This is a genomic window from Acidobacteriaceae bacterium, from assembly GCA_035944135.1.
Taxonomy (GTDB): Bacteria; Acidobacteriota; Terriglobia; order Terriglobales; family Acidobacteriaceae; genus Granulicella.
Window position 1 is genome coordinate 1584788 of record DASZBM010000002.1, and the last position, 19838, is coordinate 1604625.

A 19838-nucleotide genomic window follows, 5' to 3' on the forward strand; every position below is an offset into this window, starting at 1 on the left:
TGGTTAGTGGTTAGTAGTTAGTGAGTTCTTGTCTGAGATACGATTTCGGATTGTGGCGATCGACGCATTCAGGATTGTGCCGACTTCCACCGCGAGTTGCTGCGTCAATTCCAGCTCGTCACGTTCGCCGAATCCGAGCGTCACTGCCAGCTCAAGCTGAGTTTCAACCTCCAGTGCCGAGCCTCTGGCAATTCCGAGGAAATGCAGAAATTCTCGTCGTGAAAGTCTCCCTCATCCCTCCGCAATATTGCTTGGCACCGAAACCGCGGCTCTCCGCAACTGATTCGTAAGCCCGAATCGCTCATCTGCCGGAAATGTTCGAGTGACCCTGTAAACCGCAGCAGTGAGCTCCATTGCCTTTTGCCACGCCACCGAACCCCGCAAAGAAGAAACCGCCAAACCAGCCCGCCTTTCACTAACCACTAACTACTAACCACTAACTACTCGCCTTCCGGCGCTTCCACCCGTCCCCCCGGCTTCAACTTATAAATCTTCCCGCGGTAATAAAAATTCTCCCCACCATAGCTGCCGACCCACAAGACCCAACCCAGCAGATCACGCAGCGGATAAATCGCCGTATTCGAAAGCCACTCCGAATCCCCCAGCGCGGTCAGCACCGCGCCTGCCTGCAGCCACCGGTTCGCCACCATCGCCAGCAGCCAAAGCACGCCGATCACCGCATGCCCGCTCCACAAGCCCCACAGCAATCCCAGCAAACCAAACGGCATCGCGAACGTCAGCCCGCTCCCGAAATGCCCCCACGGCCGTGAACGCCGCGTGCTCTGCATCCACCGCAACTGATTCCGGAAGCTCAGCCCAAACGGCGAATCCTGCACCATCAGCCGGATCACATGCGTCGCCATCTTCACGCCCGTTCCCTGCGCTGCCAGCCGGTTTCCCAGCACAAAATCGTCGGCATAAAACTGCCCCAGCTCGTCGAAGCCGCCCACATCCTGGAAGCTCTTCCGCCGCACCGCCATCGTCGCGCCCAGGGCGAACTTCGTGCCCTCAATCATGTCCGCGACCAGCACGCCGCTCGTCATCTCCACGCTCTTTCCCACCGCGTCCAGCTTCGACGCCAGCCCCGCGCCCTCATGCGGCGTCCCCAGATAAACGCAGCTCGCCAGCCCCACATGCGGGTCCTTCAGCGTCTGAATCATCGCGCGCAGATAATTCGGCCGCACCCGCACATCCGCATCGCTCGTAATGAACAGATCATTTTCCGCGACGGAATCCAGCTTCGCCAGCGAGTACACCTTGGCGTTGTGAAACTTCGGCATAGGCTCGCCGCAGGTCACGAACTTCGCGTTCACATGCGGATACTTCGCTCCCACGCGCCGCGCCAGCCGCAGCCCCTCATCCGAATCATGCCGCGCGCAGAACAGCAGCTCATAGTCCGGATAGTCCTGCTCAAAAAACGTCTCGAAGTTTCGCTCCATGCCCTGTTCGGTCCCATGGACCGGCTTCAGCACGCTCAGCTTCGGCAGATAATCCGCTGGTATACGTTCCTCACGCCGCCGCCGCAGCCCAAACCGGGCCGCCGCCGCCACTACCATACCGCAGTAAATCGAAGAGGTCACCGACCCCACGGCCGCAACCCAGAACAAAACGCGAAGTGCAATATGCATATTTAGAAAAAACACGGGCTCATGAAGCCAAAACACGGGCTTCCCGATGGCGACTTCAGCCGCAAAACCCCGTCCTCCAGTGTAGTTCAGCTCGAACGGCGCGTTCTATACCGGCCTAAGGGGAAACCTTAGGTCAGCTCATTTTTTTGACTCCAAAGGGCTGAAGGCCCGACCTATACGCCGAGGGCGCCGCAACTAACTTGCGGCTCGAAGCTTCCAGCTCCATCGCATGATGCGAACCATCCAGCGGGGACCCGGTTCCTGAAGTTCAAACCGAAACAGAAAGGCGGCCCGTGTGGGCCGCCTTTCCATGCCTGCATACTCCGCTCAGGATCCTGTCTAAGCTTTGGGCTTCTTTCCCGACCCTCGATGAGAGCCGTTCCCATTTGAACCACGAGACTTCTTTTCGCCGCCCTTGTTTGTGCTGGGATGCGTCTGACTGAGAGCCTCGCCAAAGACAGATGTCGTCGCCTTCTGTCCGGAGTCCTGGCGACCACGCTCTTCCTGGTCTTCCGTTCCCTTCACCTCACCGACCGAAAGCCCCTGTCCTCCGTTCATCTGCGACTCGACCGGCTCGAGCCCGAACGATGTCTGCCACGGTCCGCGCATATCCGACTCGCCTTCGTCACCGTCCCCGGTCGAACCATTGAAATACTCATCCACCAGAACCGGCGTGGGCTTGAGGAAACCGATCGAGAACGGCGGCTTCTCCATACTTTCCAGCGCAGCGGTGAAGGCCTTCATGTGAGTAATCTCACGCGTCATGAGAAATTGCAGCGTGTCGAGCGTCCCCGGATCATCCGTGTGATCGATCAGCCGTTCGTACACAATCTTGGCCCGCGCTTCGGCTGCGATATTGCTGCGCAGGTCAACATCCAGTTCCCCTGTAATCTTCAGGTAATCCGCCGTCCAGGCATTGCCTTGCGAGTTGTAGAGGCTCACGCCGCCGCCTCCCGCAATGGTCACCAGCGGATCCGCATCGGCAGCTTCGCGATTGGTCTTAAGTTCTTTCAGGTGCATTCGGATTAGCGCGCCCACAACTTCCAGATGGCTGAGTTCTTCGGTGCCGATATCCAGAAGAAGGTCCCGGCGTGCCAGATCATCCACGCAATTCCAGCCCTGGATGGTGTACTGCATGGCAGCCGCAAGTTCACCGTTCGCCCCGCCGAACTGTTCCAGCAGGAGTTTGCCAAACTTCACATCGGGCGTTCCGACGTTCACGGTGTACATAAGCTTCTTGATGTGGTGATACATTCAATCCCCATTTCGGTTTTCGGCGTGCGTGGGAGTCATCGCCCGTTAGGCAGGATGTCATTTGTCTCTAAGCGTAAGATGCGGCCCGTCTGCCGCGGCCAGCGGAGCGCCCAGGAAACGCGTTCACTAGCGTGTATTGTCTTGTAGCCGACTAAGCTCATAGGGCGCCGCGAGGACCCTAAAAGACCCTGTCTGTGCCAATTCCGCCAGCTATCCCTGTACGGGCCCCAAGCCTTTAGAATCAAGACTTTGCCAAAGGAGGTCCACCCATAACCCATTTGTTTTGAAGATTTTGCGCAAAAACCGGGGGAGGGGGGCTACCAAGGCGATCTACCGCCGCTTCTTCCCCGCCGACTGCACCGCATCGCGCAGCGGCACCGCCACCGGCCGCCGCACCGGAACCAGCCCCGCCTGCTGCCCCTGCGCCTGCTGCATCCGGCTCAGCATCTCCGTCCGGACGTATTCAACAAATCCCTGCATCTGGCGGTTCATCTCCTCCATGCGCTCCCGCATCTGCAGAACAATCGCAATTCCGGCGATGTTTACGCCCAGGTCGCGCGCCAGATTCAGGATGAACTCCAGCCGTTCCAGGTCCTCGTCCGTGTACAACCTCGTATTGCCCTCGGAACGCGACGGCCGCAACAGCCCCTCGCGCTCGTACAATCGCAGCGTCTGCGGGTGAATGTCATACATCTCGGCTACCGCCGAGATCATGTACGCTCCCTTGGACTTCCTCTTCGTCGCCATCGGCACAAGAATACCCCGAGGCTCGGTCGCATCGCATCCAACTAGGAACCAAACACCACAAGGAGCCCGCATGGCCCGCTCGCTGAACCCGCTCTTCCTCGCCGGCCTCGGAGCCGGATTCGCCGCCGCCGCCATCGCCACCACCCGCGCTCTCCGGGCCGCTCCGCCACCCGACGGCGCCGTCGTCCTCGTCACCGGCGGTGGCCGCGGCCTCGGCTACGCCATTGCCTCACGCTTCGCACGCCGCCCCATCCGGCTGATCCTCGCCGCCCGCGACCTTGGCGAACTGCACGCAGCGCAGGCTGCTCTCATCGCCGAACACCCGCACCTGCGTCCCGAGGACTTTTACCTCTTCCAGGGCGACCTCGCCAACCCAATGGAATGCCATCGTCTCGTCGACGAGTCCTTCGCGCACTTCGGCCGCATCGACGTCCTCATCAACAACGCTGGCATCATCGAGGTCGGGCCCGCGGAGGTCCAGCCGCTCGACGCGTTCTACCGCGCCATGCACATCCACTTCTACGGACCCTTGCACATTCTCTGGGCGGCGCTGCCGCGCCTGCGCCAGCAGTACCCCATGCCAGGCTGGAACCGCCGCTGCGCCATCGTCAACATCGCATCGATCGGTGGCAAGGTGCCGGTCCCACACATGCTGCCCTACACCGCATCGAAATTCGCTCTCGTCGGATTCTCGGAAGGTCTGCACGCGGAACTCCGCAAGGCGAACATTCTCGTCACGACCGTCTGCCCCGGCCTGATGCGTACTGGCGGCGAGCACCACGCGCACTTCACCGGCGATGTGGAAGCGGAGAAGCGGTGGTTCATGTTCGGCGCCAAAACTCCCGGCATCGCCACCACGCCAGAGCATGCGGCCTGCCGCATCTACTCCGCCGTCACGCATGGCTGCGCCGAGATCGTGATCACACCGCATGCGTGGCTCGCGGCACGCGTCCACGGCCACTGCCCAGGGACGAGCCAACTCATTGCGGGCCTCGCGAACGAATACGTTCTCCCGGACGCGCCGTGATACCTTCCATTCGATGAATGAGATTGAAGCCGTCGGCGCGGAGGCAGCTCTCACCGAAGGTCCGCTCGCCGATGCCACGACGCCTGACCGGCCGGAACGTCCGTGGATCTTCGGCTTCATCATTGCGCCCTCCGCCATCGTCGCCAACGGAGTCATCCAGGGCGGTGTGCTCGGCTTTCTGCTGAGCCAGCAAGGCATCGGCAGCAAGGTGCAGTCGCACCTCATCGGACTGCTAGCTCTTCCCACGAGCCTCTACTTTCTCTGGAGTCCGATCACCGACTTCTTCGTGCGCCGCCGGACTTGGTCGCTGGTCGGCGGTCTGCTCTCCGCGGTCCTGATGGCGGCGGCGTTTCACCAGAAAGACCTTAGCTCCACGCCAGCGCTCGCGCTGATGCTGCTGAGCGCGTGCCTGAGCCAGCTCGTGGTTTCAAGCTGCGGCGGCATGATGGGTGCTCTGCACTCCGAACGCAGCAAGCGCGTTGCGGGCAGCTTCTACCAGGCTGGATCGATGGGGCTCGGGGCGCTTTCCGTCAGTGTTCTGATCGGGCTCAGCTCGCGCGTCTCCCGCGACACGCTCTCTCTGGCGGCTGCTGCGCTCATTGGTCTGCCGACGCTCTTCGCGCTGGCCGCTCCAAAGCAGGACCAACTGGCGACCGGCTCGTTCGGCCACACCATGCAGCGTGTCTGGCTGGAGTTCAAGGGCACGTTCCTGAACTGGAGAGCGATTCCCTACACGCTCTGCATGCTCTTTCCAATCGCCACCGGTTCGGCCATTGGGCTGATTCCCGGCATCGCGAAGAGCTATGGCGTCAGCGGCGACAGCGTCGCCTGGGTCAATGGTCTGGTTGGCGGGCTGCTCACAGCGGGTGGATCGCTCGTCGGGGCAGCGATCCCCGCGCGCATCTCGGCACCAGTCGTCTATCTCTGCGTGGGTATCGTCAATGCCGCCACGATTGCGGTGCTCTGGCTTGGTCCGATGACGCCTGCGACCTATTACGTCGGTGTTCTGTTGTACTTGTTTACCGTCGGCACGGCCTACGCCCTGTTCACAGCCGTGGTGCTCGAATTTCTCGGCAACTCCGGCAAGAGCGGCAGCGGACGTTACTCCATCATCAACTCGATGGGCAACATTCCGGTTCTTTACATGATCGAGGTGGACGGCTGGGGCGCCGACCGCTGGGGCACACGTGGTCTGCCCGGTATCGATTGCGTTGTCGGCGGATTAGGAGCGGCGCTGTTGTTGAGCTACTTTCTCCTCTGGCAAGGCAAAGGTAGGAAGTCAGCGAGTTAGGAGCTCCTAACCCCTAACTTCTCACCTCCTAACTTCCCGACTGCTTGCTCAGCGTTCCCGTTCCAGTGTCCGCTCCGCACGGCCCGGTCAGCGACCAGTTCGAAACAGTCAGCGTTGATCCGTCGGTGGAGAAGCTTCCGGTTGCGGTCACGCTGTTGCCGGTGGTGTTGTCCGTGTAGGTCAGGACAAAGGCTCCGCCCGTCACCTGCGAGTTCACAACCGTTACCGGGCTCACGAAGCAGGGATTCGTCCCCAGGTTGGCCGTCCCGCTCAGCGTAAAGTTGCCGTCCGTATCCCCATTCGCCGACTGCGTCAGGTTCGCCGTCACGTTCATCACCGGCTTCTGCGTGTCCGAGAAGGTTCCGACGTACGTTCCCGTCACCGAGCTGTAGTTCTGCACCTGCGCCTTCACCGAGCTCACGAACGCGCACTGCCCGCCAGTTACATTCACGGTTGCGTTGGTCAGCGAGCGCCCGTCGGATGAAAGTCCGCCCGAGATCGTCAGCGTTCCTCCGGCAACCGGTCCGGTCAGCGTGATCAAGCCTGTGTCGTCGGTCGTGCCCGTGATGGCGATCGGCTGGGCTGCCGTCGCGCACCCGGTTGTCGCATCCGCGTGCAGCACGCCTGTGAACGCTCCACTCGACGTCCCGACGAGCGCCCCCGACATCATCGGCAGCGGCAGTCCACTGCCCGTGGCGCTCACCTGCCAGTTCCCGTTCACGAAGTTCTGGGTGTAGTCGTAGACGACACCGTCGTCCGCGCAGCCGGCCAGCGCCAGCATCAAAACAAGCGAGGAGACGGCAATCGTGCTCCGGTAACGAGGTCGGCGAAGGTGCATCTGGGGGACTCCAGCCTTAATGGCTGCCCGCAGTATGGCAACAGCGGGGTCCCGCCACAATTCCCCGGTATGGTTACCCCCCACCCCGGCGGGTGCCAGAACCAAGCCGCCCGAAGCGGTTTTTTCCGGAAAATCCTTCAGGAAACGGCATCCAATAGCGAACCGGAGCATCAGATAGGTTGACAATACTTCACTCACATGCGACAGTGAGGGAGGTCAGACAGACCCGGCCGGGCCGGGCTAAACCCGATCAGGGCCGGAACTTTGGCCCGGTACAGGAGCAACAACATGGCAAAGATTATCGGAATAGATCTCGGCACGACTAATAGCTGCGTCGCCGTGATGGAAGGTGGCGAACCCAAGGTCATCCCGAACGAGGAGGGCGGACGTACGACCCCCTCGATTGTGGCGTTTACGAAGAATGGCGAACGCCTGGTGGGCCAGGTGGCGAAGCGCCAGGCGATTACGAACCCCCAGAACACGGTTTACTCGATCAAGCGCTTTATGGGCCGGCGCTACAACGAAGTTTCGGACGAGATGAAGATGGTGCCCTACAAGGTCGTCCAGCAGGGCGATCACGTGGCCGTGGAGGCGCAGGGCAAGCTGTTTACCCCGCCTGAGATCTCCGCGATGATCCTTCAGAAGCTGAAGAAGGCCGCAGAGGATTACCTCGGCACGACGGTCACCGAGGCCGTTATCACCGTGCCCGCGTACTTCAACGACGCGCAGCGCCAGGCGACCAAGGATGCCGGCCGGATTGCCGGTCTCGACGTCAAGCGCATCGTGAACGAGCCGACCGCAGCCGCGCTGGCTTATGGACTCGACAAGAAGAAGGATGAGACGATCGCCGTGTATGACTTCGGTGGCGGAACGTTCGATATTTCGATCCTCGAGGTCGGCGATGGCGTTATCGAGGTGAAGTCGACCAACGGCGACACGCATCTTGGTGGCGACAACCTGGACCAGCGAATTGTGGAGTGGCTGATCTCGGAATTCAAGAGCGAGTCGGGTCTGGACCTGACCTCGAAGGGCAACGAGATGGCGCTGCAGCGTCTGAAGGACGCCGCGGAGCGCGCCAAGATTGAGCTCTCGACCGCGCAGGAGACGGAGATCAATCTGCCGTTCATCACGGCAGACGCTTCCGGTCCGAAGCACCTGGTTCGCACGCTGAGCCGCGCGAAGCTGGAGTCGCTGGTCGATGACCTGCTGCAGAAGTCGATTGGACCTTGCAAGCAGGCGATGAAAGATGCTGGCGTCGACGCGAGCAAGATCGATGAGGTCGTGCTCGTCGGCGGACAGACCCGCATGCCGAAGATTCAGCAGTTGGTGAAGGACCTCTTCGGCAGGGAGCCTCACAAGGGCGTCAACCCTGATGAAGTTGTTGCGATTGGCGCTGCGGTCCAGGCTGGCGTACTTGCCGGCGATGTGAAGGACCTGCTGCTGCTGGATGTCACGCCGCTGACGCTCGCCATCGAGACGATGGGCAGCGTGGCGACGCCGATGATCCCGCGCAACACCACGATCCCGACAAAGAAGACGGAGACGTTTTCGACGGCGGCCGACAATCAGACCGAGGTCGAGATCCACGTCCTGCAGGGCGAGCGGCCGATGGCAGCGCAGAACCGCACGCTCGGTAAGTTCAAGCTCGGCGGAATCCCGCCTGCTCCGCGCGGCATGCCGCAGATCGAGGTCACATTTGACATCGACGCGAACGGCATTCTGAACGTGACGGCGAAAGACAACGCCACCGGCAAGGACCAGAAGATCACGATCACGAGTTCTTCGGGTCTGAGCAAGGACGAGATCGACCGCATGGCCAAGGACGCCGAAGCGCACGCTTCGGAGGACAAGGAAGCCAAGGAGAAGATCGAGGCCCGCAATCAGCTCGACTCGATGGTCTACAACGTCGAGAAGATGCTGCGCGAAGGCGGCGACAAGGTCGCGGCTGCGGACAAGGGCGACGTCGAAACCGCGCTTGCCGATGCCAAGACCACGCTGGCCGGCGGCGATCCTTCGAAGACCGAGATGGAAGCGGCGCGTGAGCGGCTGACGACGGCAAGCCACAAGCTCGCCGAGGCGCTCTACAAGGCGCAGTCTGCGGGTGCGTCCGCTCCTCCGACCGACGGCGATGCGGCCGCGGCTGGAACGACGGATCAGCCGAAGGACGAAGGCGTGATCGATGCGGAGTATGTCGACACTGAAAAGTAAAACACTGGAATCCGAAGCCAGGTAACAGAACCGAATAGCTTCGTAGCGCGTATTACAAGGAGGAGTGCTTCGAATCTGGAGCCTCCTCCTTGTTGTATCTACGTCGTCGACGCGACAAAGCGATGACGAAGAAACGACACGGAATTGACTCGGAAAACGAATCGAAAACGGGTGGATCGGGTTCTAATAATTAGCTGGAAATTGGGCTGGAAGGGTGGCGGAGGAATGACAAACGAGAGAGCAAAGAACGACGGGGCTTGGCCCCAGGGAGTGCAGTGGAACCTCGGCTTCGGGCACGAGCATATGGGGGAAATTCTTTGGCGGTGTGATGCGCTTCGCGCCGGCCGCCTGTACCAGCGCAGTCTGTTTGCAACGCGCGAGGAGGCGGAGGAGTTCGTCGCGCGCATGCAGCAGGCGGAGCCCGATCAGGTTTTCAATGTGGAGGCAATCAAGGCCTCGACCGTCTGGAACTAATCGTCGATTAACACATTCGGGCATCCAATAACCGCGGCTCAAAACAGGGCCGCGGTTGTTGTATGCGTAACATTTTGGAGACAAGATGACCATCAACTGGGTGGCGGTACAGGCCATCGCCACCACTGCGCTCGTCATTACCAGCGGCGGAGCCATCGCCTACGCGGCGCTGCAGCTTCGGCACGAACGCGAGTATCGCTCGGTAAACAACCTCGAAAAGCAGCTTAGTTTTTTCCTCAGCGACTCCTTCGCTGCCGCGCGACGCCGTCTCGCCCAGGCGCGGGTCGGTGAGAACGGGCTCCTTCCCTGGAGCATCGATGAGCCACCGGTCGCGGCGTTTGAAGTCCTCGACTTCTATGAGCACCTTGGCCTGCTCGTCAAGAAGGTCCACCTGGACGTCTACGACGTCTGGCACACGTTCTACGAGTGGGCGCAACCTGTCTACGTCGACCTGCGGCCGCTGATCGAAAATGAAGACAGCCCGTACTCCGTGCAGTACAGCGATCTCCGCAAGCTCATGCGCGCCATGGACGAGATCCAGATCGAGCGCATGCACGCCAGGAATGCGAACCACTGGTCACTCTGGACACCGGAGCGCATCCTGGACCACTACCGCTACGAGCTCGAGACCTCGGAAGCGCCCGTACAGCCGATGAGCCGCCGTGCACGCCGCAAGGCCGAGGCCGCCGCTCGGGAGCGTGACCTTGCCTGAAGGCAACGAGATTCATCGCTGGGCCGAGCGCCACAGCGCCGCACTCACTGGTAAGAAGCTGCGCGTGGAGTCGCCGAACGGCCGCTTCCCCGACGCCGACGAGCTGGATAACCGCAAGCTCGAGCGCGTGCTCGCCAAAGGCAAGCACCTCGGCTACGTGTTCGGCAAAGATCGCATTCTGCACGTGCACCTGGGCCGCTATGGCGATTGGACCGAGGGGCAGATGCCGCTCGCTGAGCCGAAGGGCGCGCTGCGGTTGCGCATGTGGCCCGTCGGCGCGAAGCCGCGCAAGGACGCAGCCACACCAAACAAGCGCCACGGCTGGTACTCGTCGGATGATGGCACGAGCGCACTCATTCCGGAGCAGATCGACTGGCTGGAACTCCGCGGCGCGTCAGCCTGCCAGCTCTGGACCGACGCCAACTGGCAGGCGCTGCTCGCACGCCTCGGCCCCGATGCCCTCGATGGCGACGATCCGCAGCCCGCCTTCGATCGCATTCTCAGCGCGAAGACGCCGATTGCTGTGCTTCTGATGGACCAGACCGTACTCTCGGGGATCGGAAACATCTACCGCGCGGAACTGCTCTATCGCGCGCGGCTGGACCCCTTCACGGAGGGCCGCGAGGTGCCTCTGCAGACGCTGAAAGCCATCTGGAAGGATTCCATTCCGCTGCTCCGCGCGGGCATGCTCGACCGCCGCATTGTCACCACGCGCGCCAAGGACAGGCCAACGAAGAAGACCGGTCAGCCGCCCAAGGAGGAGGTCCACTACGCCTACCGCCGGCACGGGAAGCCATGCTTCGTCTGTGGCACAAAGATTCAGCGCCGCGACATCGCCGGCCGCACGCTCTATTGGTGCCCGGTGTGTCAGGCTGCTACACCTCGATGATGCGTCTACCCTCTCGGCGCATCTGTAGAGTAAGTTGAGAACAAGACTATGGCAGGACCAAAGAGCAAGGACTACTACGGCGTACTCGGCGTCAAGAAGGCGGCCACGCAGGACGAGATCCGCAAGGCCTTTCGCAAGCTCGCGCGCAAGTACCACCCCGACGTGAACCCCGGGGATAAAAAAGCCGAGGAAAAATTCAAAGAAATCTCCGAGGCCAACGACGTTCTCTCCGACGAGAAGAAGCGGAAGGTCTACGACCAGCTCGGCTTCTACTCCGACAACATCGACCCCGCCGCGGCCGAAGCGTATGCTCGCGCGGGCGGCGGTGCAGGTGCCGCCGGCGGCTTCGGCGGGGGTCGCGGAGCAGCCGACCAGGGTGTTCCGTTCGACTTCTCCGGCTTTGACTTCTCCGGCTTCACACCTGAGGGCCGGCGCACACAGCAGACAGAATCCACCGGCTTCGGCTCCAGCTTCCGCGACATCTTCGGCAGCATGTTCAGCGGCGGTGGTGGCGGCCGCCAACCTCGCGGTCCGCAACCCGGCACCGATCTTGAATACCAGGTGGAGATCGACTTCTGGACCGCAATCCGTGGAGGCATCACGCGCCTGGAAATTCAGCGCCAGTCACCCTGCCCGACCTGCAAGGGCACGGGCGCCGTAGGTAAGCCCATGGAATGCCCGGAGTGCCACGGTACCGGGCAGGTGCAACAGACCGGCGGCCGCATGAAGTTCAACATTCAGTGCCCGCGCTGCGGAGGTTCGGGCAAGGTGCAGAACAATTGCCCGACCTGCGATGGCGCCGGCGTCATCACGCGCCATGAGCCGCTCGAGTTCCGCATCAAGCCGGGCACGCGTGACGGGCAGCGAATCCGCCTCCCCGGCAAGGGCAACGCCGGCACGGAAGGCGCGGCTGCGGGTGATCTGTTTCTCATCATCCGCGTTGGGCATCACAAGCTGTTTCGCCGGGTTGCCGATGACATCCACATCACTGTCCCGGTCACCGCGATGGAGGCTGCACTCGGCGCGCGGATCGAGGTGCCGACCATCGATGGTGACGGCCATCATGCCGGACGCGCGCAGCTTAAGATTCCTCCCGGGACGCAGACGGGACAGAAGCTGCGGATGCGCGAGAAGGGCGTGCCCAGCGCCACACGAGAAGGCCAGCGCGGCGATGAGATCGTTGAGATCAAAATCGTCGTTCCGAAGATTCAGGATGAGCGCTCAAAAGAAATTCTGCGCGAGCTTCAGCGACTCAATCCGGAAGACCCGCGCGCCGATCTCTTCAACGAGCTCTAACCGGCGCAGCGGGCCTTGATCCGCTTTATCTAGGCGGCAGCCTCGCCCGCCAGAGCGGGCGCGGACGCACGCTGAGGACGCAGCAGCAGATAAAACGCAACGCCATGCGTAATCATGAGCACCGGCACGTAGAGAATCGGAATCCAGTACGTCGCGCCTAGCTGCCCGGCCACGGCAGGAAGTCCCTCCATTGTGGCGTGATAGTAGTCGATGAGAATGTCGGCCGCTCCCGCCAAATTAAATGCGATTACAAGCGCAGTGAAGAGCGGACGCACGCGCACTGCGAGCAGCGCCGCAATCGCCAGCAGTCCTGTCGCGAAGTCTCCGTAAGCAGCGAAGCGGGCAAAGGTCGCAGGCAGCGTGCCAACGACTCCCGGAAGGATGAACACAAGCCCGAAGAAGCGGAAGCTATGCAATGTAGCGATGGCGCGCTGCGTGTCGATCCAATTCATTGAGCGGAGCTTCGGCCGAATATATGTGCCGAAGAGGAGAAACCACGCTACATAACCTAAGACGAGTTGCGTCGGGAAAATAATTTCTGGCGACATATCGCCCTCCTATAGCGTGATGGGATTATAGCCGTCATCCAATAGACTCAAATTTTTCTTTAGAGCCAACTCGAGATTTCTTATGTCGGTTCCATGAGATGATCAAGGACATCCTATAATCAACGCGATGCGCTACCAGCCTGAACACAAAGCCGAAGTCCGCCACAAGATCGTCAAAGACGCCTCCCGTCGTGTGCGCAAGCAGGGATTGTCCGGTGCCGCGGTCGCCACTGTAATGCACGACGCGGGTCTGACCCACGGCGGCTTCTACAAGCACTTCGAAAACAAGGATCAGCTGCTGTTGGAATCGCTCAGCGAAGGTTTTCGGCAGATCGCCGACATGCTCGTGCAGGCCACGGAGAAGTCCAAACCCGGGAGCGCCTGGAAGACGATCGTAAACATCTACCTCAGCCCGGAGCACGCCGATCACCCGGAGCGTGGCTGCCCCCTGGCTGCACTCGCGCCCGAACTCGCGCGCGTCGACAAGGCGATGAAGCCGCGGATTCTCGAAGAACTGAGCAACTATAAGGCCCGAATGCTACCGTTTATGCCCGGGCGCCGCTCCGCAGAGAGAGAGCGCAACTTCATCTCCATTTTTTCAACCATGCTCGGAGCAATAGCCATTGCACGAATACTGCCCGATCCCGCGGCACGAGCGAAGGTCCTCAAGAGCGCGCGAGACTTTCTTTCGCGTAGCTTCTGATGGCCACATTCACCATCCCCACGCTCGATCAACGGCTTGCACGCGCGGCCCGCATCGAACGATGTAACCCCTTGCGTTGACTCCACCGCAACTCTCACCTAGGCTGAGCGCAATGCCCTCTGCGCGCTTTCGAGCGGCCACAGGCCGCCGCGACCCTGCACTCGACGGCCTGCGCGGAGTCGCCATCCTGCTCGTCTACATCTTTCACTACGGTGGCGGCCTGCGCTCCACAAATCCGCTCGTGCGCGGTCTGGGATACTTCACCGAAACCGGTTGGACCGGCGTCATCCTCTTCTTCGCGCTCTCCGGGTTCCTCATCACCGGCAGCCTGTGGGACTCACGCGAGGAACGGGATGTTCTGCGCAATTTCTACGCGCGACGCGTGCTCCGAATTTTTCCGCTCTACTACGCCGTCGTGCTCATCGCACTCCTCGCCTCGGTCGCGCGCGGCACGCGCCTCGCCGAGCTCACGCCGGTTCTTCTCTACGCTGGCTTTCTGCAAAATCTTCCCGGCCTCGTCAGCACAGCGCTGCTGCCCATCTCGCCGCTTCCGCTCTTCCATCTCTGGAGCCTGGCAGTAGAGGAGCAGTTTTATATCGTCTGGCCGGCGCTGGTCCTGTTCTCCGGCACGCGCTCGCGGGCACTGAACCTCAGCCTCTGGATCGTGGCGCTTTCTGAGGTCTTTCGCATCCTCACCCATCTGCCGATCGTCCCGCCCGATTTCGCCGCTACGCTCGATCCCTTCCTGCTGACGCACGCGGGCACGCTCGCGCTCGGCGCCGCTCTCGCACTCGCGCTACGGGGCCCACAGTGGCCGCTGGTCGAGCGCTGGGCGGTTACTGCCTTCTGGTCCGGCATCGTGCTCTACCTGCTTGCCAGCTGGCGCTCCGGCAGCTTTTATCTCTCGCCTTATCCGCAGTTCACCGTCGGCCTGCTGGGTGTTGGAATCGCCTCTACCGCAATCATTCCCATCGCGATGCGAACCGGCCGCCTGCGCCTCATTTTGTCTTCGCCGCCTCTGCGTTTTCTCGGCCGCATCAGCTATGGCTTCTACGTGCTGCACATCTTCATCGAGCCGCTGATTGATGTCCTCGGCGGCCGCGCCGCACATGCAACCTCAGGCGCGACGTACCAGCTCGCGCGTTTTCTCATCGCCTTCCCCATCACCGTCGCGCTCGCGTCGCTCTCCTACTATTTCTTCGAGCTTCCCATTCTGCGTTACAAGCGCCGCTTCCCGATGCATTCACCGCTTCCGCCGCAGGCACACGTCTCTACGACACCAAATTCATAGTCGACCGAACATCGGCCACCCCGCATCCGATTTCCGCCTCAGGCATCCAAAGCAAGGTGGCGACTTTGCTCGCCCTATCCCCGCACGACGGAAGCAGGCACAGGACGCATGGCAAGCGCTACCGCGACGCTCGACCAATCCACGGCCGCTGAGGCGCCGCAGGAGGTCACGCAGGGCGTAAACCCGTGGATCATCGCAGCGTCTGTCATGCTTGCCACTTTCATGGAGGTGCTCGATACCGCGATCGCCTCCGTCGCGCTTCCCTACATCGCGGGCTCGCTCTCTGCGTCGACTGATCAAGCTACCTGGGTGCTCACCAGCTACCTCGTCGCGAACGCCATCATCCTTCCGGCGTCCAACTGGTTTTCGCTCCGCTTCGGCCGCAAACGCTTCCTCGTCACCTGCGTCATCATCTTCACCATCGCCAGCTTCGCCTGCGGTGCCGCGCCGACCCTTGGCTTCATCCTCTTTGCGCGCGTGATCCAGGGAGCAGGCGGCGGCGCACTGCAGCCACTCTCGCAGGCCATCCTGCTCGAGAGTTTCCCTCCGCGCAAGCGTGGTGCGGCAATGGCGGTTTTCGCCTTTGGTGTCGTCGTCGCTCCGGTGCTCGGCCCCACGCTCGGCGGCTGGCTCACAGACACCTACTCGTGGCGCTACGCCTTCTACATCAACATCCCCATCGGCGCGCTCGCGGTCTTCATGATCAGCCGCTTCGTCCACGACCCGCCGTACATCTCTAAAGCGAAGGTCGCGCGCTTCGATAAGATCGGCTTCGGCACGCTTGCCGTCTGGAGCGGCTGCCTGCAGATCATCCTCGACAAGGGCCAGGAGGTCGACTGGTTCGGCGCCATCTGGCTGCGCTGGGCTTGCGTCTTCTTCGTCCTCTCGTTCTGCTGGTTCATCTATCAGTCCTGGTGGGGCAAAGATCCTCTTGTCGATCTCAAGGTACTCAAAGATCGCAACTTCCTCATCGGCTGCGCGCTCATCTTCCTCTTCGGGATCGCCATCTACTCCACGGTCACCGTTCTTCCGCTCTTCTATCAGGAGCTGATGGGCTACACCGCCTTCACCGCGGGCCTCGTCGTCGCGCCGCGCGGTCTCGGCGCCATCTGTGGCATGCCGGTTATCGGGTATTTGTCGAACAAAGCCGACCCGCGTTATTTGCTCACCTTCGGCTTCATCACCTTCGGTCTCACCACGCTCTACTTCGGCTCCATCACCACCCAGATCTCGCCGACGACCCTCTTCCTTCCGATCCTCATCACCGGCTTCGGCCTCAGCTTCGTCTTCGTGCCCATCAACACCGCGGCCTATGGCACGCTGCGCAACGACCAGATCGGCAACGCCAGCGGCCTCTTCAACCTGATGCGCAACGTCGGTGGTTCCATCGGCATCTCCATCGCCACCACGCTGCTCGTGCGCCGCGCGGACGTCCACCAGAACGAGATCGTCAATCACGTTCCGCAGACCGGCATCGCCTTCCAGAACAGCGTGCAAGGCGCACAGCATTTCCTCAACGGCCAATTCGGTCCCAGCAACGCCGCCGGAGCCGCACAGGCCAGCCTCTACGGCCAACTACTCCACCAGGCTTCCACCTGGGCCTTCGTCGACGTCTTCCGCTGGCTCTCGCTACTCAGCGCCGGCTGCGTCATCGTCGTGTGGTTGTTCAAGAAAGTGAAGCCCGGCCGCGGCCCCGCCGGAGCGCACTAATCCGCACTCTCAAAGCAGCGGTGCACTCTAAGACCAAGGCCTGCCGAGTTGGCAGGCCTTGGTCTTTGTTGTTGTAATCCCCCTAAAGGGATCTGCTTTTGTGTTTGAAGGCCGGCCTTACCGCGCCGTGAACGTCGCCTCCAGCGGCGTCTCCGCCGACGACGGCCCAGCCATCACGTGATACTCGCCGCTTGGCCGCGTCCAGCGCTTCGCGGCAACATCCCAGATCGACTCATAGATCGGATCGACATCCATCGTCACCGTTTTGCTCTCGCCCGCCGCCAACTCGACTTTCCTGTAGCCAATCAGCCGCTTCCACGGCTCGCCCGCGCTCTCCGGCAGGTGCACGTAAACTTCCGCAACCTCCGCCCCCGCACGCGCGCCCGTATTCGTCACGGTTAACGTCACCGACTCACCATCGTGCCCGACCTTCAAATCCGAATACTTGAATGTCGTGTACGACAGGCCGAAGCCGAACGGAAACAGCACCGGCTTCTTCTGCGACTCGTACCACTTGTATCCAACCGCCGCGCCCTCGATGTTGTAATCCACCTTGAAGCTCAGCACACCGTTTTTCACGGGTGGCGGAGGCTGCGCAATCTTCGTGCGCGGTAGCTCATCCTCGCTGCGCGGGAAGGTCATTGGCAGCTTGCCGCTCGGGTTCACCTGACCGAACAACAGCCGCGCGACGGCATCAGCTCCCTTCGATCCGCCGTACCAAGCCTCCAGTACCGCACTCGTGCTGTCCAGCCACGGCATCGTCACAGCCGTTCCAGTCTCCAGCACGACTACGGTGTGCGGATTCGCCTTCGCGACTGCCTCAATCAACTTGTCCTGGTTGCCAGGCAGCGAGAGATTCTCGAGATCGTTGCCCTCCGCCTCGAACTGCCAGGCGAACACAATCGCCACATCCGCAGCCTTCGCTTTCGCAACCGCATCTTCGATCCGCTCACCCGAACTGAAGCTCACCTTCGCGTTCGGCGCCTGCGCCTGGATCGCCTTCAGAGGCGACGTTGGGAACCAGACGTGTTTGCGCCACGGCGTTCCGCCAACCTGTCCCGGAGCATCAACCTGCGCCGACCCGCCGCCCGAGATCATCCCCATATCCGCATTGAACCCAATCACCGCAATCGACTGCGCCTTCGTCGCATCCAGCGGCAAGGTGCTGCGCTCGTTCCGCAGCAGCACGACGCTTCCCTCTTCGACCTTCTGCGACACCTCAAACCCATGCTCCGGATCAACCACCCCACGCACAACGGGATCGTCGATGATCCCGCTCGCGAACTCCGCCCAGAGCACTCGCCGCACATGATCATTCAGCTCGTCCTGCGAAACTTCTCCGTTCTCCACCGCCTGCTTCAGCTTCGCGCCATAGAACAAATCCAGCGGCTGCTCCTGATCAAGCCCCGCATGCGACGCCTTCACCGTGCTGTGCGTCGCGTCCCAGTCCGACATCACAAATCCCGGAAACTTCCACTCCGTCTTCAGCACATCATGCAGAAGCCACGTGTTCTCGCACGCGTAGTCGCCGTTCACGCCGTTATAGCTGCACATTACCGCGTCTGGGTGGCCGGTCTTCACGCCAATCTCAAATGCCAGCAGATCGCTCTCACGTCCCGCGCGCTCGCCGATTTGCGCATCCACCTCCTGCCGCCCGCTCTCCTGATCGTTGAACGCATAGTGCTTGATGTCCGAGATCACATGCTCGCCGCCTTCGCACCGAATGCGCGCGCCGACCATCGTCCCTGCCAGCACCGGGTCCTCGCCCATGTATTCGAACGTGCGCCCATTCCGCGGATCACGCGTGATGTTCGTCCCTCCACCCAGCGTCGCGTTGTAGCCCTGCATCCGCAGTTCATCGCCGATCAGCTTGCCGTAAGCGCACGCCGCATCAGGGTCCCAGCTCGCAGCCGATCCGACATTCGACGGCAGCGCAGTTGAGTAGCGTCCGTTGTTCGCGCTCTGCCGCACACCATACGCCGCGTCACTCATCTGGATCGTCGGAATACCCAGCCGCGGTACACCCAGCACAAATCCGGCGCCGCCATTCGACTGGTCCTGCACGGCCTCAACCTCGGGCGGAAGGTCAGTCTGCCGCGCCATACCTTCGCCGTGCAGCAGAGCAATCTTTTCGTCCAGCGTCATCTGCTGCAGCACCAGCTCTGCGCGGCGTTCCGGCGAGAGCTTTGCGTCCATCCACGGCCGGCTCCTGTTCGAGTTCTGTCCCGATACCGTCAACGCCGTCAGGCCAAGCACTCCACAAACAGCCACACAATGGGCTACCTTCATCACGCGTCTCGCTCCTTTGCAAACAAGGCAGCCAGTCTAGCATCTCCCATGCAAGACTGGCTGCCTCTGCGTCCACAGAAAAACGATTGTCTTTTGATTTAGGCCGCCTGCCCCTCGGATCTACTGATTCACGCCGCTAGCCAGGAATCCGCCATCCACCACCAGGATTTCGCCGGTCACAAACCCCGCCGCATCCGACGCCAGGTATACCGCCGCGCCCACCAGCTCCTCTGTCTTGCCGAACCGGCCCATCGGCGTGCGCATCCGCAGCTCCTTGCCGCGCTCGCTCTTGTCCAGCAGCTCCGCATTCAGCGCCGTGCGGAACACACCCGGCGCAATGCCATTCACCGTCACACCCTGCGCGGACCACTCCACCGCCAGCGACCGCGTCAGCGCCCCCACCGCAGCCTTCGAGCACGCATACGCCGTCACTTCCTTCAGCGACACAAACGTGTTCAGCGACGCGATATTAATGATCCGCCCATAACCCTTCTCCAGCATCTTCCTGCCGAAGATCTGGCACGCGCGCAGCGTCCCCGTCACGTTCGTCTCCATGATCGAGTTCCACTCGTCTTCAGGAAAATCCACCGTCGGCGCGCGCTTGATCTTACCCGCCGAGTTGATCAAAATGTCGACTTTGCCAAAGGCGCCAATCGTCGCATCGCACAGCGCCTGCAAACTCGCGCGGTCACCCACATCCGACGCCACGCGCAAGCTCCGCCGCCCACGCTCCTCAATCTGCTTCGCCGCCTCGTCCACCTGCTCCTGCCGGCGCGAGCTCGCCACAACGTCCGCGCCTGCGTCCGCCAGCCCCAGCGCCATGGCCAGGCCAATGCCCGACGTTCCACCCACCACCACCGCCGTCTTCCCGCTCAAATCAAACAAGCCTGCCATCGCCTCTCCCTCATCTTCCGCATCGGCGCAATGCCGTTG

17 protein-coding genes and 1 pseudogene are annotated in these 19838 nt (G+C 61.7%); 10 read left to right on the forward strand and 8 right to left on the reverse strand.

Features of this window, described 5'->3' with window-relative positions; translation table 11 throughout:
• Positions 1-3 precede the first annotated feature (3 nt).
• The 4 genes and pseudogenes from VGU25_09250 to VGU25_09265 all read right to left on the reverse strand — a co-directional run bounded on the left by VGU25_09250 (position 4) and on the right by VGU25_09265 (position 3629).
• Positions 4-423 (reverse strand): annotated as a pseudogene (locus tag VGU25_09250) (four helix bundle protein).
• 17 nt (positions 424-440) lie between these two features.
• Positions 441-1643: a glycosyltransferase gene (locus VGU25_09255; GenBank protein ID HEV2577383.1), complete on the reverse strand. Its 1203-nt coding sequence runs from the start codon at positions 1641-1643 to the stop codon at positions 441-443.
• A gap of 324 nt (positions 1644-1967) precedes the next feature.
• Positions 1968-2882, reverse strand: coding sequence for a manganese catalase family protein (locus VGU25_09260; protein ID HEV2577384.1), 915 nt, complete (start codon positions 2880-2882; stop codon positions 1968-1970).
• A gap of 330 nt (positions 2883-3212) precedes the next feature.
• Positions 3213-3629: a helix-turn-helix transcriptional regulator gene (locus VGU25_09265; protein HEV2577385.1), complete on the reverse strand. Its 417-nt coding sequence runs from the start codon at positions 3627-3629 to the stop codon at positions 3213-3215.
• A 70-nt stretch (positions 3630-3699) separates the two neighbouring features.
• On the opposite strand from VGU25_09265, the gene VGU25_09270 reads away from it, so the two are divergent.
• On the forward strand, positions 3700-4656 hold the full coding sequence (locus VGU25_09270) for an SDR family oxidoreductase (GenBank protein HEV2577386.1): 957 nt from the start codon (positions 3700-3702) through the stop codon (positions 4654-4656).
• 13 nt (positions 4657-4669) lie between these two features.
• On the forward strand, positions 4670-5947 hold the full coding sequence (locus VGU25_09275) for a hypothetical protein (GenBank protein HEV2577387.1): 1278 nt from the start codon (positions 4670-4672) through the stop codon (positions 5945-5947).
• A 28-nt stretch (positions 5948-5975) separates the two neighbouring features.
• Here the strand turns inward: VGU25_09275 and VGU25_09280 are convergent, their stop codons facing one another.
• The gene (locus tag VGU25_09280) at positions 5976-6785 is read right to left on the reverse strand and encodes a hypothetical protein (protein ID HEV2577388.1); all 810 of its coding nucleotides are present in this window, start codon (positions 6783-6785) and stop codon (positions 5976-5978) included.
• Positions 6786-7073: 288 nt separating this feature from the next.
• Here VGU25_09280 and dnaK point away from each other — a divergent pair, with 288 nt between their 5' ends.
• The 5 genes from dnaK (at position 7074) to VGU25_09305 (ending at position 12364) form a co-directional block, all read left to right on the forward strand.
• Entirely contained in the window at positions 7074-8993 is a 1920-nt protein-coding gene (gene dnaK, locus VGU25_09285; protein HEV2577389.1) for a molecular chaperone DnaK, read from the forward strand.
• A gap of 225 nt (positions 8994-9218) precedes the next feature.
• Positions 9219-9467 (forward strand): hypothetical protein, encoded by a 249-nt coding sequence (locus VGU25_09290; protein HEV2577390.1) that lies wholly within the window; start codon positions 9219-9221, stop codon positions 9465-9467.
• Between the two features lie 85 nt (positions 9468-9552).
• Positions 9553-10179 carry a hypothetical protein gene (locus VGU25_09295; protein HEV2577391.1) on the forward strand — a complete coding sequence of 209 codons (627 nt, stop codon included), beginning with the start codon at positions 9553-9555 and terminating at the stop codon, positions 10177-10179.
• Positions 10172-11068, forward strand: coding sequence for a DNA-formamidopyrimidine glycosylase family protein (locus tag VGU25_09300; GenBank protein HEV2577392.1), 897 nt, complete (start codon positions 10172-10174; stop codon positions 11066-11068). Before VGU25_09295 ends, VGU25_09300 begins: the two co-directional genes overlap by 8 nt.
• 48 nt (positions 11069-11116) lie before the next feature.
• Positions 11117-12364, forward strand: coding sequence for a J domain-containing protein (locus VGU25_09305; protein HEV2577393.1), 1248 nt, complete (start codon positions 11117-11119; stop codon positions 12362-12364).
• Between the two features lie 29 nt (positions 12365-12393).
• On the opposite strand, the gene VGU25_09310 is transcribed toward VGU25_09305, so the two are convergent.
• Positions 12394-12912 (reverse strand): hypothetical protein, encoded by a 519-nt coding sequence (locus tag VGU25_09310; protein HEV2577394.1) that lies wholly within the window; start codon positions 12910-12912, stop codon positions 12394-12396.
• A 127-nt stretch (positions 12913-13039) separates the two neighbouring features.
• On the opposite strand from VGU25_09310, the gene VGU25_09315 reads away from it, so the two are divergent.
• From VGU25_09315 to VGU25_09325, 3 genes are all read left to right on the forward strand, one after another.
• Complete coding sequence (locus VGU25_09315; protein ID HEV2577395.1) at positions 13040-13615, forward strand: TetR/AcrR family transcriptional regulator; 576 nt, start codon at positions 13040-13042, stop codon at positions 13613-13615.
• Positions 13616-13727: 112 nt separating this feature from the next.
• Positions 13728-14906 (forward strand): acyltransferase, encoded by a 1179-nt coding sequence (locus VGU25_09320; GenBank protein ID HEV2577396.1) that lies wholly within the window; start codon positions 13728-13730, stop codon positions 14904-14906.
• A 108-nt stretch (positions 14907-15014) separates the two neighbouring features.
• Positions 15015-16616, forward strand: a complete 1602-nt coding sequence (locus VGU25_09325) for a DHA2 family efflux MFS transporter permease subunit (GenBank protein HEV2577397.1) — start codon at positions 15015-15017, stop codon at positions 16614-16616.
• Between the two features lie 117 nt (positions 16617-16733).
• Here VGU25_09325 and VGU25_09330 read toward each other — a convergent pair whose 3' ends face one another.
• Both VGU25_09330 and VGU25_09335 read right to left on the reverse strand, forming a co-directional pair.
• On the reverse strand, positions 16734-18905 hold the full coding sequence (locus VGU25_09330; GenBank protein HEV2577398.1) for a glycoside hydrolase family 3 C-terminal domain-containing protein: 2172 nt from the start codon (positions 18903-18905) through the stop codon (positions 16734-16736).
• Between the two features lie 120 nt (positions 18906-19025).
• The gene (locus VGU25_09335; GenBank protein ID HEV2577399.1) at positions 19026-19799 is read right to left on the reverse strand and encodes a glucose 1-dehydrogenase; all 774 of its coding nucleotides are present in this window, start codon (positions 19797-19799) and stop codon (positions 19026-19028) included.
• Positions 19800-19838 lie beyond the last annotated feature (39 nt).

Coding starts and splice junctions, on each gene's coding strand:
- VGU25_09260 (HEV2577384.1), bottom strand. CDS start 2,882: ATGTATCACCACATCAAGAAGCTTATGTACACCGTGAACGTCGGAACG.
- VGU25_09265 (HEV2577385.1), bottom strand. CDS start 3,629: ATGGCGACGAAGAGGAAGTCCAAGGGAGCGTACATGATCTCGGCGGTA.
- VGU25_09270 (HEV2577386.1), top strand. CDS start 3,700: ATGGCCCGCTCGCTGAACCCGCTCTTCCTCGCCGGCCTCGGAGCCGGA.
- VGU25_09275 (HEV2577387.1), top strand. CDS start 4,670: ATGAATGAGATTGAAGCCGTCGGCGCGGAGGCAGCTCTCACCGAAGGT.
- VGU25_09280 (HEV2577388.1), bottom strand. CDS start 6,785: ATGCACCTTCGCCGACCTCGTTACCGGAGCACGATTGCCGTCTCCTCG.
- dnaK (HEV2577389.1), top strand. CDS start 7,074: ATGGCAAAGATTATCGGAATAGATCTCGGCACGACTAATAGCTGCGTC.
- VGU25_09290 (HEV2577390.1), top strand. CDS start 9,219: ATGACAAACGAGAGAGCAAAGAACGACGGGGCTTGGCCCCAGGGAGTG.
- VGU25_09295 (HEV2577391.1), top strand. CDS start 9,553: ATGACCATCAACTGGGTGGCGGTACAGGCCATCGCCACCACTGCGCTC.
- VGU25_09305 (HEV2577393.1), top strand. CDS start 11,117: ATGGCAGGACCAAAGAGCAAGGACTACTACGGCGTACTCGGCGTCAAG.
- VGU25_09310 (HEV2577394.1), bottom strand. CDS start 12,912: ATGTCGCCAGAAATTATTTTCCCGACGCAACTCGTCTTAGGTTATGTA.
- VGU25_09315 (HEV2577395.1), top strand. CDS start 13,040: ATGCGCTACCAGCCTGAACACAAAGCCGAAGTCCGCCACAAGATCGTC.
- VGU25_09320 (HEV2577396.1), top strand. CDS start 13,728: ATGCCCTCTGCGCGCTTTCGAGCGGCCACAGGCCGCCGCGACCCTGCA.
- VGU25_09325 (HEV2577397.1), top strand. CDS start 15,015: ATGGCAAGCGCTACCGCGACGCTCGACCAATCCACGGCCGCTGAGGCG.
- VGU25_09330 (HEV2577398.1), bottom strand. CDS start 18,905: ATGAAGGTAGCCCATTGTGTGGCTGTTTGTGGAGTGCTTGGCCTGACG.
- VGU25_09335 (HEV2577399.1), bottom strand. CDS start 19,799: ATGGCAGGCTTGTTTGATTTGAGCGGGAAGACGGCGGTGGTGGTGGGT.